This is a genomic window from bacterium (genome assembly GCA_037200965.1).
Classification (GTDB): Bacteria; Patescibacteriota; Minisyncoccia; order Phycocordibacterales; family Phycocordibacteraceae; genus C7867-001.
In genome coordinates this window covers 727,252-744,194 of the sequence record JBBCGK010000001.1, presented here as the reverse complement: position 1 = coordinate 744,194, position 16,943 = coordinate 727,252, and the positions used below count along the sequence as shown (strand labels likewise).

18 protein-coding genes are annotated in these 16,943 nt (G+C 57.2%); 5 read left to right on the top strand and 13 right to left on the bottom strand.

All coding sequences use genetic code 11. The annotated features are described in order from the left end of the window. Positions 1-5 precede the first annotated feature (5 nt). The 5 genes from WDN10_04360 to pilM all read right to left on the bottom strand — a co-directional run bounded on the left by WDN10_04360 (position 6) and on the right by pilM (position 4,460). Positions 6-1,769, bottom strand: coding sequence for a GspE/PulE family protein (locus WDN10_04360; GenBank protein MEJ0053924.1), 1,764 nt, complete (start codon positions 1,767-1,769; stop codon positions 6-8). A gap of 4 nt (positions 1,770-1,773) precedes the next feature. Continuing rightward, the gene (locus WDN10_04355; protein MEJ0053923.1) at positions 1,774-2,097 is read right to left on the bottom strand and encodes a hypothetical protein; all 324 of its coding nucleotides are present in this window, start codon (positions 2,095-2,097) and stop codon (positions 1,774-1,776) included. 1 nt (position 2,098) lies between these two features. Beyond that, positions 2,099-2,638, bottom strand: coding sequence for a type 4a pilus biogenesis protein PilO (pilO, locus tag WDN10_04350; GenBank protein ID MEJ0053922.1), 540 nt, complete (start codon positions 2,636-2,638; stop codon positions 2,099-2,101). Further along, the gene (locus WDN10_04345; protein ID MEJ0053921.1) at positions 2,635-3,306 is read right to left on the bottom strand and encodes a hypothetical protein; all 672 of its coding nucleotides are present in this window, start codon (positions 3,304-3,306) and stop codon (positions 2,635-2,637) included. The genes pilO and WDN10_04345 overlap by 4 nt, the downstream gene beginning before the upstream one ends. 65 nt (positions 3,307-3,371) lie before the next feature. Next, a complete protein-coding gene (gene pilM / locus WDN10_04340) occupies positions 3,372-4,460 on the bottom strand; it encodes a type IV pilus assembly protein PilM (protein ID MEJ0053920.1) in 1,089 nt (362 codons plus the stop codon). 33 nt (positions 4,461-4,493) lie between these two features. Here pilM and WDN10_04335 point away from each other — a divergent pair, with 33 nt between their 5' ends. From WDN10_04335 to WDN10_04320, 4 genes are all read left to right on the top strand, one after another. Further along, the gene (locus WDN10_04335) at positions 4,494-5,117 is read left to right on the top strand and encodes a hypothetical protein (protein ID MEJ0053919.1); all 624 of its coding nucleotides are present in this window, start codon (positions 4,494-4,496) and stop codon (positions 5,115-5,117) included. Between the two features lie 60 nt (positions 5,118-5,177). Further along, positions 5,178-5,639: a hypothetical protein gene (locus tag WDN10_04330; protein ID MEJ0053918.1), complete on the top strand. Its 462-nt coding sequence runs from the start codon at positions 5,178-5,180 to the stop codon at positions 5,637-5,639. 193 nt (positions 5,640-5,832) lie between these two features. Beyond that, the gene (locus WDN10_04325) at positions 5,833-6,309 is read left to right on the top strand and encodes a TspO/MBR family protein (GenBank protein ID MEJ0053917.1); all 477 of its coding nucleotides are present in this window, start codon (positions 5,833-5,835) and stop codon (positions 6,307-6,309) included. 24 nt (positions 6,310-6,333) lie between these two features. Continuing rightward, complete coding sequence (locus WDN10_04320; GenBank protein ID MEJ0053916.1) at positions 6,334-6,771, top strand: SET domain-containing protein; 438 nt, start codon at positions 6,334-6,336, stop codon at positions 6,769-6,771. On the opposite strand, the gene WDN10_04315 is transcribed toward WDN10_04320, so the two are convergent. The 5 genes from WDN10_04315 to WDN10_04295 all read right to left on the bottom strand — a co-directional run bounded on the left by WDN10_04315 (position 6,740) and on the right by WDN10_04295 (position 12,103). Further along, positions 6,740-7,258: a hypothetical protein gene (locus WDN10_04315; GenBank protein MEJ0053915.1), complete on the bottom strand. Its 519-nt coding sequence runs from the start codon at positions 7,256-7,258 to the stop codon at positions 6,740-6,742. The two genes, WDN10_04320 and WDN10_04315, sit on opposite strands and share 32 nt — an antisense overlap. Next, a complete protein-coding gene (locus tag WDN10_04310; GenBank protein ID MEJ0053914.1) occupies positions 7,255-8,250 on the bottom strand; it encodes an AI-2E family transporter in 996 nt (331 codons plus the stop codon). Before WDN10_04310 ends, WDN10_04315 begins: the two co-directional genes overlap by 4 nt. A gap of 64 nt (positions 8,251-8,314) precedes the next feature. Continuing rightward, a complete protein-coding gene (locus tag WDN10_04305) occupies positions 8,315-9,052 on the bottom strand; it encodes a sulfite exporter TauE/SafE family protein (GenBank protein MEJ0053913.1) in 738 nt (245 codons plus the stop codon). A gap of 151 nt (positions 9,053-9,203) precedes the next feature. Then, entirely contained in the window at positions 9,204-10,988 is a 1,785-nt protein-coding gene (locus WDN10_04300) for an ABC transporter ATP-binding protein (protein ID MEJ0053912.1), read from the bottom strand. A 185-nt stretch (positions 10,989-11,173) separates the two neighbouring features. Next, positions 11,174-12,103: a hypothetical protein gene (locus WDN10_04295; GenBank protein ID MEJ0053911.1), complete on the bottom strand. Its 930-nt coding sequence runs from the start codon at positions 12,101-12,103 to the stop codon at positions 11,174-11,176. Positions 12,104-12,597: 494 nt separating this feature from the next. On the opposite strand from WDN10_04295, the gene WDN10_04290 reads away from it, so the two are divergent. After that, positions 12,598-13,251: a hypothetical protein gene (locus WDN10_04290; protein MEJ0053910.1), complete on the top strand. Its 654-nt coding sequence runs from the start codon at positions 12,598-12,600 to the stop codon at positions 13,249-13,251. A 77-nt stretch (positions 13,252-13,328) separates the two neighbouring features. On the opposite strand, the gene WDN10_04285 is transcribed toward WDN10_04290, so the two are convergent. The 3 genes from WDN10_04285 to WDN10_04275 all read right to left on the bottom strand — a co-directional run bounded on the left by WDN10_04285 (position 13,329) and on the right by WDN10_04275 (position 16,936). Further along, positions 13,329-14,261: an IS30 family transposase gene (locus tag WDN10_04285; GenBank protein MEJ0053909.1), complete on the bottom strand. Its 933-nt coding sequence runs from the start codon at positions 14,259-14,261 to the stop codon at positions 13,329-13,331. 936 nt (positions 14,262-15,197) lie between these two features. After that, a complete protein-coding gene (locus WDN10_04280) occupies positions 15,198-15,830 on the bottom strand; it encodes a hypothetical protein (protein ID MEJ0053908.1) in 633 nt (210 codons plus the stop codon). 2 nt (positions 15,831-15,832) lie between these two features. Further along, positions 15,833-16,936, bottom strand: coding sequence for a DUF262 domain-containing protein (locus tag WDN10_04275; protein MEJ0053907.1), 1,104 nt, complete (start codon positions 16,934-16,936; stop codon positions 15,833-15,835). Positions 16,937-16,943 lie beyond the last annotated feature (7 nt).

Genomic DNA, 16,943 nt, shown 5'->3' with positions numbered 1-16,943 from the left:
GTGTGTTAGGTTTCGGCTTCGCTATCGAAAAAGAGTTCTCCCCCGAGCGTGTTCACCTCCTCGAACGGGATCTCTCCGGCAAGCGCTTTGAGTATACCATCCTCGCGCATGGTGATGAGCCCTTTCGCGCGCGCGGCGGCATACACTTTCTCCTCGACGGGCTCGGTGAGGACGACGTGCTCAAGGTCCTTGTCCATCTTGAGGATCTCGAACACGGCGGTGCGGCCCCGCGTTCCGTTCGGACAGTCCGGCGTCGGCACCGCCTTATAGAACTGCCTGAATTCCGGTATCTTCGACCGGAACTGCTCCGGAAGGTCCGCGAATTCCCGGGTGAGAAGGCCCTGGATGCTTTCGGAAATAGGCATCGGCTCTCCTGCCCCGGGGCAGAGCTTCCTCACCAGGCGCTGCCCCACGGCGGCGATAAGCGTCGGCGCGATGAGATACGGATCGACGCCCATGTCGATGAGGCGCGGGACGACGCCCGAAGCGGTATTGGTGTGGATCGTCGAGAGCACCAGGTGTCCCGTGAGCGCGGCCTGGATCGCGAGCTGCGCGGTCTCCTTGTCGCGGATCTCTCCCACCATGATCACGTCCGGGTCCTGGCGGAGTATCGAGCGGAGCCCCGAAGCGAAGGTGTAGCCGATATCCTCCTTCACCTGCGACTGCGCGACGCCCGCGATCTCGTACTCGACCGGATCTTCAAGCGACACGACGTTCTGCGTCTCGCGGTCGACTTCCGAGAGCATGGCGAAGAGAGTCGTCGATTTTCCGGAGCCCGTCGGGCCCGAGAGGAGGATGATGCCGTATGGGGTCTTGAGCATTTCGCGGATCGACGCGAGATGGTCGGGAGAAAGGCCCACGGTGTCGAGGGTCGCGGTCGATTTCGAGCGGTCGAGAATACGCATCACGACCTTTTCGCCGTATTCCGTCGGGAAGGTCGACACGCGGAAGTCGATCTGCCGCTTTTCGACTTTCGCCGAGAAGCGCCCGTCCTGGGGCTTCCTCTTCTCGTCAAGCCGCAAGGACGAAAGTATTTTGATGCGCGCGACGACCGACGGGTGCACTTTGAGCGGAAGCTCGAGCGACGTGTGGAGATCGCCGTCCATGCGGAAGCGCACCCGCGTTTTCTCCCGTGTCGGCTCGATATGGATATCGGAAGCGCCGCCCTCGACCGCATACCGGAGTATCGTCGCGACGATCTTCGTCACCGGCGCGTCAGCCTTGATCGCTCCGTTCTCTTCGGTCGGCACCGCTTCCTCGGGCGCCGAGAGCGGGGTTTCGGGCACGCCGCGCTTCCTTCCGACGGGCGCGTCGTCGAGTTCGGAGAGCGCCTGCCCGACTTCTCCGGTGAGGTTACGGTATTCCTGCATCACCTGGTCGAAATCGTTTTGGGAGATGACGAACAGCTTGTACGGCATCCCGATCTTGGTCGAAATGAAATGAAGCGCGTCGAGGGCCTCGATATTGTCGGGGTCGACGACGCCGACTTCGAGCGCTCCGTCGGCAACGCCAAGCGGCGCGAATCCGTAGTGCCTGGCCGATTCTTCGGGAATATAGGCGAGCGCCGACTGGTCAAGCGGCGCTTCCGAAAAGGTGCGCACCGGGAGCTCGTAGTGCTCGCCGAGCGCCTTAAGGACGTCCGAGGTCTGAACGCCGTGCTTTTCAAGCACGCGCTCGATGGGAGTGCCGTCCTTGGATTCTTCGAGTACCGCCGCGCTGTCGCCCGGCTTCAGAAGTCCCTTCTCGACGAGAAGCGGTACGAGATTCATGCGGCTACGGTCCCGTCGTCGTGCGGGAAGCTCCCGGGAACGGGGCGAACGGGTCGGCCCGCCCGGCCGCTTCCGGGGTTACCGGCGTCGTCATGTCGGTGAGCGCGCCGAAACGCGGGTCGGAGAAAATACGCGTATCGAAACTGATGGAGGTGAGTTGCGTGACAAGCGAAGCGAAGCGCTGCTCTGCTTCGTTTCCAGCGACGTTCGTCTCGGAGAGCGGCGCATCCGCGGGAGTACTGAAAAAGAACAGATACCCGCCGCCAAGCACGAGTACGACGATGAATCCTATGATCGCGGCTCCGTTGTTTGGAAGTTTGAGGTTCATATCAGTGGAGGGAATAGAAGCGCAGTCCCAGCTGGTACGTGTACACGCCGGAATCGGCCTGCTTTACGGTCAGGTTCATGATGTCGATAAGCCGGAGGCTCTTCTCGACCCCGGCCATGAAGGTGCGCAGCGCCCCGTACGTTCCGGTCGCGGTTACCGTAAGGTCCACGGGTTCGATCTGGTTCCCCGTGGGCGCGTTCGCGTCTTCGGCCCGGGGCGCGCTCGTCGTGAAGTCCGCGAGCGAAAGGCCCGAGCGCGCCGCGAGCGCGTCGAGATCGAGGATGATCTGGACATTATCCGCGCCGTCGGGAAGGAATGTCTCGAGCCGCTTGAGGTTTTCGGGAGGAATGGAGTTTCTCGCGGCGGCAAGCTCGTTCGCTTTGGCCGAGTATGCCGCGGCGGCGGTAAGCGCGTCGTCGTACCCGGCGATCTGAGCCTGCATCGCGGCAACCGAACCGTTATAGGTCGGGCGGACATACAGGAAAAATATCCCCGTCGCGATGAGGATGAGCGCTATGGGTACGAGCGGGCTTCTGGTCATAGCGAAGTGGTTGTGGCCGCCCTTGGCGTCGTGCTTGCCGTCGAAGTGGCCGCAACGGGGGTTTCCTGAACCGGAGCAGCGAAAGACGCCGCCGAAAACGCGGCGATCGCTCCCGGAAGTATCGTCGCCGTGAGCGCGAAATTAACGGCGCCGTTCTTCTCATTGGTAAAGTTGCCGAAAATGGCGTTCTTCACGTGCGGGCTTCCCGAGAATTCATGCGACTCGGCGGCGAGCGCGTTGAAGTTCGCCGCCTGGCCGTTCGCCTGGAGCATCGCCGTCTGGTCGTCCTTCACGGCGAGGTTGAGAGCCGTGAAGCGGACCCGTTCTATGGTAAGGCTCTCGAAGAGCGAAAAGAAAGAGGAGAGGGTCACGTGCCGGTCAAGAAGGCCTTCGCTTGCGGAGAGGCGGTTCCGGAGCCGAAGGAATTCCTCGACCGTACTCTCGCTCGTGCTTGCCCGGGCACGGGCGAGCTCTTCGGACTTGGCGCTCGCCTGACCCTCAAGATAGCGCCCGTAGGCGAAGACGCCCGCGGACGCCGCAAGCGACAGGCCAAGAAGCACGAGCGAGACGAGGAGAAAAAGCCCCTGGAGGTTGAATCCGGTCGGTCGGCTGCTGCCGGAGCGTACCGGCTGCTTGGGAACGAATGAGGTTGGAATCGTTGGAGGCATCGCTGTCTTGAGTATAGCCTACGCGCTCGCCATCCCTTGCGTTCGTGTGTATAACGGACGGCGCATCAGCGCAGTTCCTCGAGTTTCCTCATCGCCACGCCGACCGCGACCGCGAACTCCGGCCCTATGGCCTCGAGGATAGGCCGCATGAATTGCGGCGCTTCCGTTTTCGCGAACGGGTCGGCCACGCGCACCGGCATCGAGAAGAAGGTGCCCGCGTACGCGCCGAGCTCTTTGGTGACTCCCCCGCCGCCGGTAAGGACGATCGCGGAAACGGATTTCTCGTGCGCGGTTTCATACTGCACCAGGACGCGGCGCGCTTCGGAGAAAATACGGGAGAAGACGAGCTCGATCGACTCGCGCCCGTATTTGGCATCCGTGCTCGGGGTGAAACCGTGCGCTTTCTTAAGCTCCTCCGCTTTCGCTATCGGAAGATCGTGCGCGCTCGCGATGGCCTGGGTGACATCCTGTCCGCCGTTCGTGATGTTGTGCGAGAACGCGACGATGCCGTGCTCGACCACATATGCTTTGGTAGCGGACGCGCCGATGTCGAGCACGAGAATCGGCTTTACGGGCTCGTCGACGACGGAACGTATCGTGCTGAATATCTCTATCTCATAAAACGACGCGGCAAGTTCCGCGCCCTTAACGACCGCTTCAAGCAGTTTGAGCTCATCGTTATGCACGGCGACCAGAAGCACGTCCACCTGCGTCTTGTTCGCGGAACCCGCCGGGTCGTTTTCGGGAACGATGAACCAGTCAAGCTGCACTTCGGAAACCGGCACGGGAATGTATTTGCGGGCTTCGAGCTCGATGACCGTCTTTTGCTCGGCCTGATCCTCGCGCTTGGGGAGCGTGACGAGCGTGAGAAGCGAGCGGGAGAACGGGATCGAGACGCCGCAGTCTTTCGTCGTTACGTTCGCTTCGCGAAGGAGATCCCGGAGCGTCTCCGCGATCTTATCCGCCGGGAGGTTGGTCGCCTGACCGACTTCGAACCCGCCGTACGGGCCAAGCGCGAGTTCGCCATAGGTCTCAAGCACGGCGACGCCGTTATCGGAGCGCAGCTGCACGACCTTGAGCGAAGACGAGCCGATGTCGACGCCAAGCACGCTCGTGCCTTTCTTTCCGCCGAAAAGCGAACTCCAGAAACTCATGGGCTCATTTTAGCATGCGCTATCCTGTGGAACATGCCGGTGTTCGCTTCGCTCCTTGATCTTCTTTTCCCTCCCCGCGTCGACGAACGGGTGGTGCGCGGGGTTTCCGAGGAGCTGTTGGCAGGGCTTGTAAAGCCAGTGCTTGTTCCCGGCACCAAGCCCGTTGTGACGGGACTCCTTCCGTTTGGTAACGAGCGCGTCCGGGCACTCGTGCACGAAGCGAAATATCACGGGAGACGGAGGGCCTTCGGGCTTCTTGGCGAAGTGCTTGGCGAGTATCTTCTTGACCTGGGAAGCGAGGAGAGCTTTGGCAAGGCCGTTCTCGTTCCTATCCCCCTTTCGCGCGAGCGCCTTCGCTCCCGCGGCTACAATCAGGCCGAAGCAATCGCGCTTCGGGCCGCGAAACATGCCGGAATTGAGGTTCGCGCCGATATCCTCGCGCGTACCCGCGATACTGCGCCGCAGACCACCCTTACGGGAGCCGGACGCAGGGAGAATCTTCGCGGGGCTTTCGCGGCAACAAATCCTATCGATCCTTCCTATACCTATATCCTCCTTGACGATGTCGTGACGACGGGAGCAACGCTTGGCTCCGCCGCGGACGCACTTCTTGATGCGGGCGCGAAGCGCGTTCTTCCCGTCGCGCTCGCGCATTGACCGCTAACTACCGATACGTAATTTTATAAACTTCTTATACTTCATACGTACCATGTCGCTATGGCTACGGAAAACGAATGCTGTGCTCAGCTTAAAGCGCAGACCAGGGCCCTGTATGAAAGCACCAAGAAAGTATTTTGTCCGTACTTTAACCAGGATGTCGGTTTCAATTCGGACGGTTTCCATCACTTCCAATACAACACCGCGGGTTCGGAACGTTCGAAAAAAGCCCAGATCAGAAGATACAGGACATTTCCGCTTGCTCCGTACGTGCTCAAGAAAGCCGGAACCGTACAACAGCATCGGAGATATTTTGGGCCGATCGGAAGACCCAAAGGTGACGGCTTCAGGATAGCCAAGGTAATCGAGGACTGGTGTTTCGTCGCACTCATTGCTTCTCGTCCGGGAGTCAACATCGAGCTTAAAGTCGTCGTACGGAAAATCGGAAACGGCGCCCTTAATTTCTACAGCGTGATGCCGTTCAGGGCCCCGGACTATTTGGCAAAAGCCGATCCCGAATAGGCACAACAAAAAAGCCGCGCGAGGCGGCTCCTTTGTTGTGCCTGCTCTTCAGCTTGGGTGTACCATCGCCGAACGGGGCTTGCGCCCACAGGCACCAATAGACTATAACCGCAGGCGTATGAATTTTGCAAGAAGACTCTCCGCACGCGGCGTGCAGTGAAACTAGCTGATAACGATGCGCTACACTATCCGCATGAACATCTCATCTTGGCTTAAGCTCGTCATCGCAATTGCCGTCTCCGAACTCGCGGGCGTTATCGGTTCCCTGTTCACCATCCCCGCGATCCCGACCTGGTATGCAACGCTTGTCCTGCCCGCGTTCGCGCCGCCTTCTTGGATCTTCGCTCCGGTCTGGACCATCCTGTTCGCGCTCATGGGCGTCGCCGCGTTTCTCATATGGAACGAAGGGCTCGCCCGAAGACGCGTACGCACCACGCTTTCTATTTTCGCAGTCCAGCTTGTCCTCAATACGCTGTGGTCCGTCATATTCTTCGGCTTCCATAATCCCGCCGGGGCGCTTATCGAGATCGTCCTCCTCTGGCTCGCGATCCTCGCGACCGTCGCCGCGTTCTGCAAAGTTTCGAAGGGTGCCGCGTATCTTCTCCTCCCGTATGTGCTGTGGGTAAGTTTCGCCGCATACCTCAACTACGCGATCTGGATGCTCAACTGAGCGGCGTGCGGTATAAAGAACGGGATGAAATCCAGGAAGCGGGATAAGAAACACCCTTCGGACGGTCTCGCAGTCCGGCGCTCAAGCGCGGGCCTCGGGCTCTTCGCCCTTCGCCCGTTCAAAAAAGGAGAGCGCATCATCGAATACGTCGGCCGCACCCTTTCGGAAGCGGAAACCTATACGAGCCGGAGCAAATATCTCTTCGAGGTGAACAAACGCAAGACGATAGACGGAAAGCCGCGCGTCAATACGGCCGGATACATAAACCACTCCTGCCGCCCGAACTGCGAGCCGCATACGGTCCGCGGGCATGTGTTCATCGAATCGATACGCGCGATACGCGAAGGCGAGGAACTCACGTACGACTATGGAAAAGAATACTGGGACGAGCACATCAAGCCGCACGGCTGCCGGTGCGAAAAGTGCGACCCTACGGGCTTACGACCTCGATCTTCCCGTTAAGAAGCTTGCGGACTTTCCGGCGCTCGTCGACGATCGGCCACCAATCGTAGAGGAGTATTTCGACGGGCCGCCAGAGCGCGACCCAGCCGATGATGAGAAACCCTTCGGAGAAGGTCTGCTGGAACGGTCCCAGATTGAAGTCGCCCGAAAGGACCGAGAGGCTTTCGAATACCGCGAGCACGACGAGCGCAAGGAGGAGCGTCACCCTTCCGGTGCGGAAATTCTTCTTGAGCTTCACCCGGAGCGACTCGTCGTGCGCGATGAGCTGGCGCTTCATGTCGTCGACGATCTCCTGCGGAGCGCGCGGACCGAGCACGTCCGGCGGGATGACGAGCGAGAGGCCGCCGAACTCGCGGTCGCGCTCTTCCATCATCTCGAACACATATTCGAGCCAGTCGGCGGAGAGCCTTCGGTTCGGTATCGCTTCCGGATCAAGCGGGTCGAATACGGCGTCAAGCGACGCTATCTTGAGGCGTATCTTCTTCATGCGGGCTTGAAGTCCTCCTTATAAATCACGACGAGGGTATGGAGGAGGCTCACGACGATCGGCCCCTCGAGTATCCCGACGGGACCGAGGAGCGCGATGCCGCCAAGTACCGCGAAGAGCACGGCAAGCGGCGGAAGGGCGAGCCGGTTCCCGACGATGAGGGGATTGAGGAAATTATCCACCGTCCCGACGACCACGACCGCCCAGGCCGCAAGGCCGATGGCCGACACCGTCTCCCCCACCGCGAAGAGATAGAGAATGGCCGGTACGGATATCGTCGCCGTGCCGATCGTCGGTATCATCGAAGCGAAGGCCGCCACGAATCCCCACAACAGCGCGTTTGGCACCCCGAACAGCCACAGCCCGACGCCCGCGAGGATTCCCTGCACGAGGCCGATGATGATATAGCCCCGCATTACGCCGTCGATCGATGCGGCAAGCTGGTCGAATATCTTGCGGCTTTGGACTTCCGTAAGCGGGGAGAGCACGGAGAGATATTCGATAAAGGCCCTGCCGTCCTTGAGGAAGAAGAAAAGCGAAAGGAGCGCAAGGAGGAGCGAGAATAGGAGGCCCAGGGTCGATGCCGATATGCTCACCGCGTGTCCCAGAAGAAATGACGCGATCTCGCCGACATAATCCCCGATGTTAAGGCCCTTGAGCGCCGGGATGAGCGAATCGAGCCAGGCCGGGGAACCGCCGTGGACGAGGGCGGTGAAAAGGCCTTCGGCCTGCGCAAATATCATCGTGCCGAGAAACACGAGCGGGACGCCGAGGATCAGGGCAAACGCGAGGACGGTAAGGAGCGAGGAGAGCCAGCGGATGCCGCGGGTCACGCGCCTGTCGAACCAGCGGAATACCGGCGAGAGCGCGACCGCAAGCGCCGCGGAGACCGTGATCACGCCCGCGTACGGCCAGAAGATCGCGAGGCACAGGAGCGCCACGAGCCCGAGCAATGTATAGAAGAAGTGTTCTCCCTGTTCGCGGGCTTTCATATGCTTACGGTACCACGGGACTGGGACGCTTAGGGGAACACGAATTGTATAAATATATTGATCGCTAGAATCTTGTCAGGATTTCATACCCGAGGGAAAGTACGACGATGACCATGATGCCAAGCACAATACGATCTGAGACTTTTGGGGGGATGTGGTAGAGCGCGCGCTTTCCAAGCCATATCGCCAGAATAACGATGGGAAGCAGATATACGAGCGGCTCGATTGTCGGCAACGTGAGCTGGCCCGTATACAACCGGATAGCGGTTGCTACAAAGAAATTCGCTGCGCCGACAAGCGATGTCGTGCCATGGACTTCGGCGATGTTCAGATTCTGCGCATACAAGTATTGATTGCGCAGGTCGCTGCCCGCCAGCCCTGTTCCTTGCAGGAAACCCGAAAACGCTCCAACGGAATGATTTAGGATCGGGGACGGCTTTCCGCGCTTGGGACTGATCCGCAGCTTCTTAAGGAGAAAGTATAGCGAGAAAAAGAAAATGATAACCAACAACCACGCTTCGGGAACGGCGACGAGCGCAAGCGCACCGATGGCAGCGGCGATGACCGACGGAAGAAGCAGGACGCGAACCTCCGACCATTGAATACTGGCGCGGAAGATAAACGCGCGGACGACGCCGTTTATGACGAAAAATGCCGAAGCAATCCCGATAGCCTGATGCGGGTCGGTGAAAAGCGCGAGAAGAGGAGTTACGACCGCGGAGCCCGATATGGGCACCACGATATTGACGAACGTAGTAACGCCCAGCACTCCGTAAACGAGAAGGTGTTCGGTCGAAAACATCCGGAAACTCTAGCACGGCACGCTCTCGGGCGGTTCCGCTGCTTGACTGCGTCGGAGCTTATTGAGACCTGTTTTGAAGCAGCGCAGATTAAATCGACGATATACCGAGCGTTAAAGCTCTACTGATTGAGACAGGCGCTATTACGCGCACTCAAACATATCCTCCCGACTGGAGCTTGAAGAACTGCGCGTATGCTCCGTTTTCCCTTTTGACGAGCTCGGCATGGGTTCCCTCCTCGATTATGCGCCCGCCGTCAAAGACGAGTATCCGATCGGCGTCTTGGATGGTCGAGAGGCGGTGGGCCACCATGATGGACGTGCGCCCGTGGGTGAGCGCCTGCAGCGCGTCCTGTATGGCCCGTTCGCTCGCGGAGTCCAGGGAGCTCGTAGCCTCGTCGAGTATGAGTATGGGCCGGTCAGAGAGAATGGCGCGCGCGATAGCGACGCGCTGACGCTCTCCGCCCGATAACTTGATGCCCCGTTCGCCGACCAGGGTCTCGTACTGCTCGGGGAGCTGCATGATGAACTCGTCGATATGGGCTTTTGTAGCGGCACTCCTGACGTCGTCGAGCGTCGCGTTCGGGGTCGCGTACGCGATATTATCCTTGAGGCTCCGGTGGAAGAGGACGGGATCCTGGGGAACAAGCGCGATCGCGTTACGAAGCGAGCTTTGCGCGATCTCCTTGAGATTCTGTCCGTCTATGTGAATATCGCCGCCCTGCACGTCATAGAGGCGCTGGAGGAGCCGCACGAAGGTCGTCTTGCCGCTTCCGGAGTGCCCCACAAGCGCGACGCGCTCGCCAGCCCGTATCGAAAGGGAAAAATGCTCGAAGATAGGAGTCTTTTTCCCGGGATAGGTAAAGCTGACGTCGTTCCACGCTATCGCGCCGCCGGCTACGTTAAGCGCGGGAGCGTTCGGGGCATCCCGCACATGCGGGACTTCCTGCATGAGTTCGACGACCGCGTGCAGGTCGTACGACGACGTGAGGAGGTTTTTGATATTCTCGCCGACCTCCCGCACGTATGACTGCATGATGTTATAGGCGAACGCAAGATAGGCCATGTCTTCGATACTTGCCTGGCCATGGAGGAAATACCACGTGCCTCCCCCAAGAAGGAGCGCGAGCATTCCTCCGAGCATGGCCTGCTGAAGGAAGCCGGTGGCGTTCCCGCGGTAGTAGGCGCTCAGGTTTCTCGCGCGCAACAGTTCCGTGACGGAAAAAAACCTGCCGATCTCCTTCCGTTCCTGGGCGTACGCCTTCGTCGTCGCGATGCTGGCAATACTGTCCGCCAGATGAGCGCCGAATACGTCTTCCGTGCTCGCATAGAGCCCCTGGGCTGGCCCCGCGAACCGCAAGACCATCACCACGCTTACGACGATCACGATAACCAGATACGCGGCGAGCGCGATGGCAAGGGTCGGAAACCGGAAATACAAAAGGACGGCGCTGCTCGTGAGGATGACCGCGGTCGGAAGGAGGCGGAGTATGAGTTGATCCTCGAACGTCTCGATCCGATCCCTCCCGCGCTTGACCTTCGTGATAATGCTTCCGGCGAACGTGTTCACGAAGAAGCGCTCCGATAAGTACTGCACGTGCACGAATATGTCGTTGACGAGTTCGGTGAAGATGCGCGTCTCAAACGAGTTATAGACGAAGGACGCCACGTTCCGGAGGATGACGTACGAAAAATAGGTGCCGAGGAACAGTCCCAAGTACCACAGTATCGGAGCGGGGTCGTGGTCGTAGACGCGGATCGATTCGAGGAACGACGAAAGCGCGTCGGGGAGCTTCGCTTCGAGAAAGGTCGCGGTAACGAAGAGGAACAGGATGAGCGCCAGCTTCTTCGGCTGCCGCTTCCAATAGCCGGCCACGAAGCGGAACACCGTGACGGTCGACGGTGATTCTTCTTTCTTTTGACGTGGAGCGTTGCTCATAAATTAAGTGGCCACGCTCATGCGGTGCGGCCCGGATTGTGACCAGAGTACCACGCTTAAAAAGCGTGGAAATACCCCTGGTTTTTACGCGCGCGGCTTACGCCACGTACCCCGCTAGGACAGGTACGAGCCAAGGAGTAGATGACGCGCCGCCGGAACGATTTTCGCGCCTGGTGCCAGCAGGCCTACGTATTCGCGAAGAACTCGACCGCGACGAACGTTACCCAAAAAGCCACAAGGACGCACGCTTCCCGCCGGGTAAGAGAGCGCCCCGAGCGCATGAAATAGAACAGCGTGAATGCCGCGGCCACCATGAACGCGCCGGTTATATAGATGATCTTCTGCGGGAACGCGAACGGGCTTGCAAGCGCGAGAATGCCGACCACGATCGTGGCGTCGGCGAGCACCGTCCCGAGCAGATCGCCGATCGCGAGCGGGTCGTCCTTCTTCCTGACCGCGCGCAACGAGAAGAACAGTTCGGGCATGGTCGTCCCGAGGCCCACGATAAGCATGCCGACAAGTATCGGGCTTATTCCCAGGCCGCCGGCAAGGGCCGCGGCCGACGTGACGGCGAAGTGCGCGCCGATAAGCAGCACCGCCATGCCAAGAAGCAGCATCCCGAGACTCGCGTAGCGGCCGGTATCGCTAGCCGCCGGCGCGGCCTTGTCCATTCCTTCCCGCAAGACGAGGTAATAGAACGCCGCACCGGCGACGATGAGGGCGGCTCCCTCGAGCCGCGAGAAATATCCGTCAAGGCCGAGGATGAGCGGAAACAGCAGGAGAAACGGATATGCGGCCTGGTTTTTCAGGATCTTGCTCTCGACCTTAAGGCTTCTCCCCGCGCAAAAGATGAGGATCGCGAAGATGAGCGTGAGGTCGGCGATATTCGAGCCGAACAGGACGCCGAGGCCGAACGACGGTATCCCGCTTATGGCCGCGTTTATGGAAACGAACGTCTCCGGAAGTATCGAGATGACGGCGACAACGAGGAAGCCGACGGTGTACCTCGAGAGACGGAAGCTCTCCGCAAGCCTTCCGGCGTACGCGGTCGCCATGGTCGAGCCCTTCCCGAGCAGATAGAGGGCGACGATGAGAATGAAGGCGTTATTGAGCATGGGAGCATTCTAGCGTGTTTGAGGAGGGGGTGGGACTTTGAGTTGGACGGTGAAAACCTCCTTAAGTACCGATTATTTACTCTCGAATTCGGGATTGGGCGAAACGATGGCGGACAGACGACTATTCCCCTTAAATTCGAGCCTGAAACGCAACAACTGACTTCTTGAAAAGCACATACCCGGCCGGGTATGTGCTTTTTTGTGTTCGCAGGAAACCCCGCGCATATCCCTCATCCCCGCAAGCGCGGGGATGAATGCGGAGCGGTCACGCGCAAGCGCCGCAAAAGGAAACCCCGGGCGCAGCGAAGCGGAGCCCGGGGAGGAGGTCATTTGGGGTCAGTGGTGCACTTCGGGGTCTAATTCAAGATTCGTAGTTGCGTGCTCTTGCCCTGTGTTGCATAATGCATCCTCCCCGAATTAATAGTTCAAGGAGGATTACGCAACTCCTCCGGCCTGGCATTGGTCTTCATTCAAGATGGTGATATCATGACTTCATGAGACATCCTGAAGAAATTTTCCCTGCCGGAGCAGGTCGTCATGGCGCGGTTACGGCTTCTGAAAAGACTCCCCATCGCCCCTCCTTTGGTGAGGGATTAGATGTCGTGCCAGGATTGCTTGAGATGCTGCATAGTCACGCAATCGTATCTGAGTCCGAGATACAAAAGCTTGCGGATCGAATTGCCGATTTGGACACAGACGCGCAGTTCCTGCTTGCGCATAAATTCTATCCGGTCTCGGGAGGTTTCTTCAGTCGTGCCAATGGCGCGGCTTTCCAAAAAGCCGTTGAACATACCCTTTTCTCTCAGGAACTCGCAAAGCTCGGTGAGCTTGCGGTAGTCGAACATGCCATCGTTCTCGAGTTTGAGTCACCAAAGCATAACGGCGTATTGCCGTCCGAATCCCTTGCGCGTATAGCCGCGCTTCCTGTCCCCGAGCAGGAGAAAATTGCCCATAAAATATTCGATGCGTACATAGGAACCGGGCAAGGCGCCAAAGCCGACCTCCGTAACGGCGGTCGCCGTTATCACGTTATCCTTTCAGCGCGATCGACAGCTTTTGGAGCGAAACTCCTCGAACTCGAAAATGCCCGGCTCGCCGCGCACGGGCTTCCTTCCATTACGGTTCCAAACTCCGTACCTGTTCGTTGAAGCGAGGCTTCCTCGTCCCGGTCTCTCTAGGAGAGATGGGACTGGAAGCTCAAACGCACGACAGGGTGGCTTGAATCCTAGCCTGAAACGCAACAGCGGCCAAACACGCGGCAGGGCGTCTTCCAGCCGAGACATTTCCTCGGCCGATGATTGATGAGCCGCACGGCCCGGTCAACGTCCCGCTGGAGCTTCTCGCCGATCGGCGTTCCTTTCGGAAAGAACCGCCGCAGGAGGCCGTTCGAGTTCTCGCTCGTGCCCCGTTCCCACGGATGATGCGCGTTCGCGAAGTACACGGTTGCGCCGGTATCGCGCTCAATCATGCGCCAGAGAGCGAACTCGCTGCCGCGGTCATACGTGATGGTTCGAACGGGAAGTCCCTTGAACGAGGCTCCCGCAGCGGCATGGATCGTATCGGCAGTCCCGTTTGCCGTGATCGTGGCCAGGATGAACCGGCTCTTCCGGTCGACATGCACGAGCAGACGGGCGCGATCCCGTCCGGCGACCGTATCTCCTTCCCAGTCGCCGATGCGGGAGCGGTCGTTCGCCGCCTTCGGTCGCTCTGCGATACTGCGTACGGATTTCGTCCATCCTTGGACCGCGCCCGTATTCTTCCCGTACCGGCGGCGCACCTTGCCGCGCTGGGGCAGGAGTACCGCGAGATCTTTTCGGGAACGTTCAATCCAATCGTATATGGCGTCGTCCGAGACGAACCGCACCTCTTCTGATACCTGTTCGGGAGAGTGTCCCTTCTTCAGGAGTCGAACGATTTCTCGTTCGAGTGAATGGTCGTTCTCGATCTTCCGCGCTCGTTGTTTTGATTCTCTCCGCAGCCGTGCGGCTTCCTTGTCTGCGGCGACCGCCTTGTATTCGGTACCGCCGCGCCGCAGTTCCCGCGAGATGGTCGAGCGGTGGACGCCAAGAAGACGGGCGCATTCGGCCCGGCTCTTTCCTGTCCGGAGAAACGCAGCAAGCGCGACCCGCTCGCCGCGCGAAAGGTGGTGATGGCTCATCCACCGAGCCTACGTCAGGTGTTGCGTTTCAGGAGCGGATTCAAGCCCGGGTATTGACATATGTTATGTACACTGTTACACTTTAGGCGCTGTGTTCCCTGAAAATCTAACAGAGGAGTTGAGCAGTTGTTCAGATTGCTATTTGTCCGTCGGCACCGGATATACGTCCATGCCGACCATGCGTCCTCTCTCGGAGGCCGTATAAACGCCCTTGCGGGCGTACGGTTGTCACAAAGGTCGTGGCTACTCGTGGAAGAATTATCCGCGGGCATTTTTAAGGTTGTCGATGACAATCTTAGAGATAAAGACGCGGGAGCTCTCGGCTTCCAGAGTTGGGATTCTGAAGTTCAGAACCTCGAAGACCCAGACCGCGAAAGCGACGGCTACCAATGTTTTGGAATAGCGTCGAAACTTCAATGGAAGGACGTGCATATGACTCCCTATGAGTTTCATGCCCCTTCCGTCGGACGCCTGACTGAAGCGTTGAGCCATGTGTCGATGTGCGCATGGTGTATGGACGACCTATAAGTCCTGCAGGTTATAAACGTGAGGAGAGTAAGTCTCTCCTCACGCCTGCAACAGGTAGGACCACCTGATCAAGCAATATACAAAACTCAATACGGGAACACAGTACATGGGCCGGAACTTCTACAGTTCCGGCCCGTCCTTTTTATATTGAACAAGTAAGAGAAAGTACCGGATGTTTTTAGACACCAGCTAGACCCGAGGTTCCTGGTGCTAGCTGTTAGATGCGGAGGCGGTGTCCCGAAATTCGAACCAAAAACACGGCTTACCTTCGGGAAACTTGATAAAAGTATACAGGAATTGAGGGCTATATATAAAGCTCATCCGGAGTGGTTTGAGGTGCCACAGCCTAAATCGTCTAAAAGAAAGAGTGCGATCGATTATTCAATAGAATAAATCCGAATTCTCCAGTTACTTAAACAGACTTTTGATTCTATCCAACAGTGAGGAGGTAGAGGAATAGTTACGCACTACTTGAGGACATGAAGCAGATTTACCAGTCGAGATCTCATAGAGACCAGAATCTTGAGAATCAGGATTCTGCTGACAGAATTCAAGCGCTGATTGTATACTCCTTGCTTGATTTATCCTTTCCGAGATACTTTGGGTCTCGGCCAAATTCGTTTGTTTAACTGTAAAAAACAAACCGATAGCTGCCAGAAAAATAGATATACTTGCGACCCATAACGCTTGGGTGCTGCTCTTTTCAGCATGTCGCAAGCCCTTGTAGTTTATTGCCGCTGTGATCCCTTTTTCATTTAAAGCGTAGTAATAAATATTCGGTGATACGGAATCATCGTTCCGTAAATGTTCAAAGAATTTCCTATCTCCATCTGAAGTAGTTAGGAAAATATTCCTAACCCAATGTTCTTGTTCTGCATTCAGTGAGAACTTTGATCTCATTTCCTCCCATGAGAATCCAGACTCTTGCTTATCGTGTGCCCAGAGAAGAATATTTGTATATAAATCTTCTTTTGAATCGGTTTGGGTACGAAGCTGTTGGAGTAATTTTCTTACCCAGATATGGAGATCTCCTTGTTTCATTATCATTTTCCAGATTTTCTCCGGTTATCGTCTTTACATAGCATCTGGCAATTTTCGGCTTTTGTTTTTCCTCCCTGGTGCCACGGTGTAATGTGGTCGGCTTCCATTTCCTCGATCTCAAACTTCTTCCCGCATTTCACACAGATACCTTTCTGGCGCTCATACGCCTCCCGCTTCATATTGTCGTTAAACGCACGGATTGAAAGGTGATGTTCCTCGCCCGTAAGGACATAAGGGTAAATACCGGATTTCTTCGTTACATCTTCGTCTTGCATCAATCGTGCGATTTCCTCTTCTAGTTTTGTGTCGTCGAGTTTTTTGTCTTTGTATTCGTTATATAGTTCCCCCCAATTTACGCTCGCCATTTCTTTGCGGTAGTTTGGGAAGGTCCTGCGTACCCACTCAATAACACTTTGGAAGTACTTCCATAATTCTTCCGCATTCTCATCGTGCTGGTGTTTTGCCATGTAGCCCGCCACATCCCCGTTATTTATCCATGAGATCGCAGTTTCCAAGTATTCTTGCCGAATTGGAGAGCCCTTGAGCAGCGCACCGCCATCGTTTGCGAGGAGGTATGCCGCACAGTTTGATTTACTGAATTTGAGCTTGGCATCAGAAAGCCACGGACCGGTATAGACAGCATTGCGTAACTCCTGATCGGTTAGACGCTCACCGCCAATATTGATGATCTTGAACCAATCGAGCTTTTCCTTATCGTTTCCTTCGCAGAAATAAATCATCAGTTCATAGTTCAGAATCTGCTCCTGCTCTTCTTTGGTAAGGTTGTGGAACATAGCCAGACGACCGTTGAAATCAACAGAGAAGTCACCGTTTACATACTGACCGAGACTGATTGTTCTCTGCTGCCCGTCCAATACTTCAAAATTTCCTTCGTCGGTCTTTACCCAATACATCACGTTAAGTGGAAACCCTTTTCTGACAGTATCAATAACGGCATCGCGTTGTTTGTCTTTATATACGAATTCTCGCTGATACTTTGGGCGCACATCGAGCTTACCGTCATAGGCCACAACACCCTCCTCAGCGCTGTCTTTATATTCTGCCACCACTTCACGGACCGAAACCTTATTTAGCTCGATTTTCATAATTATT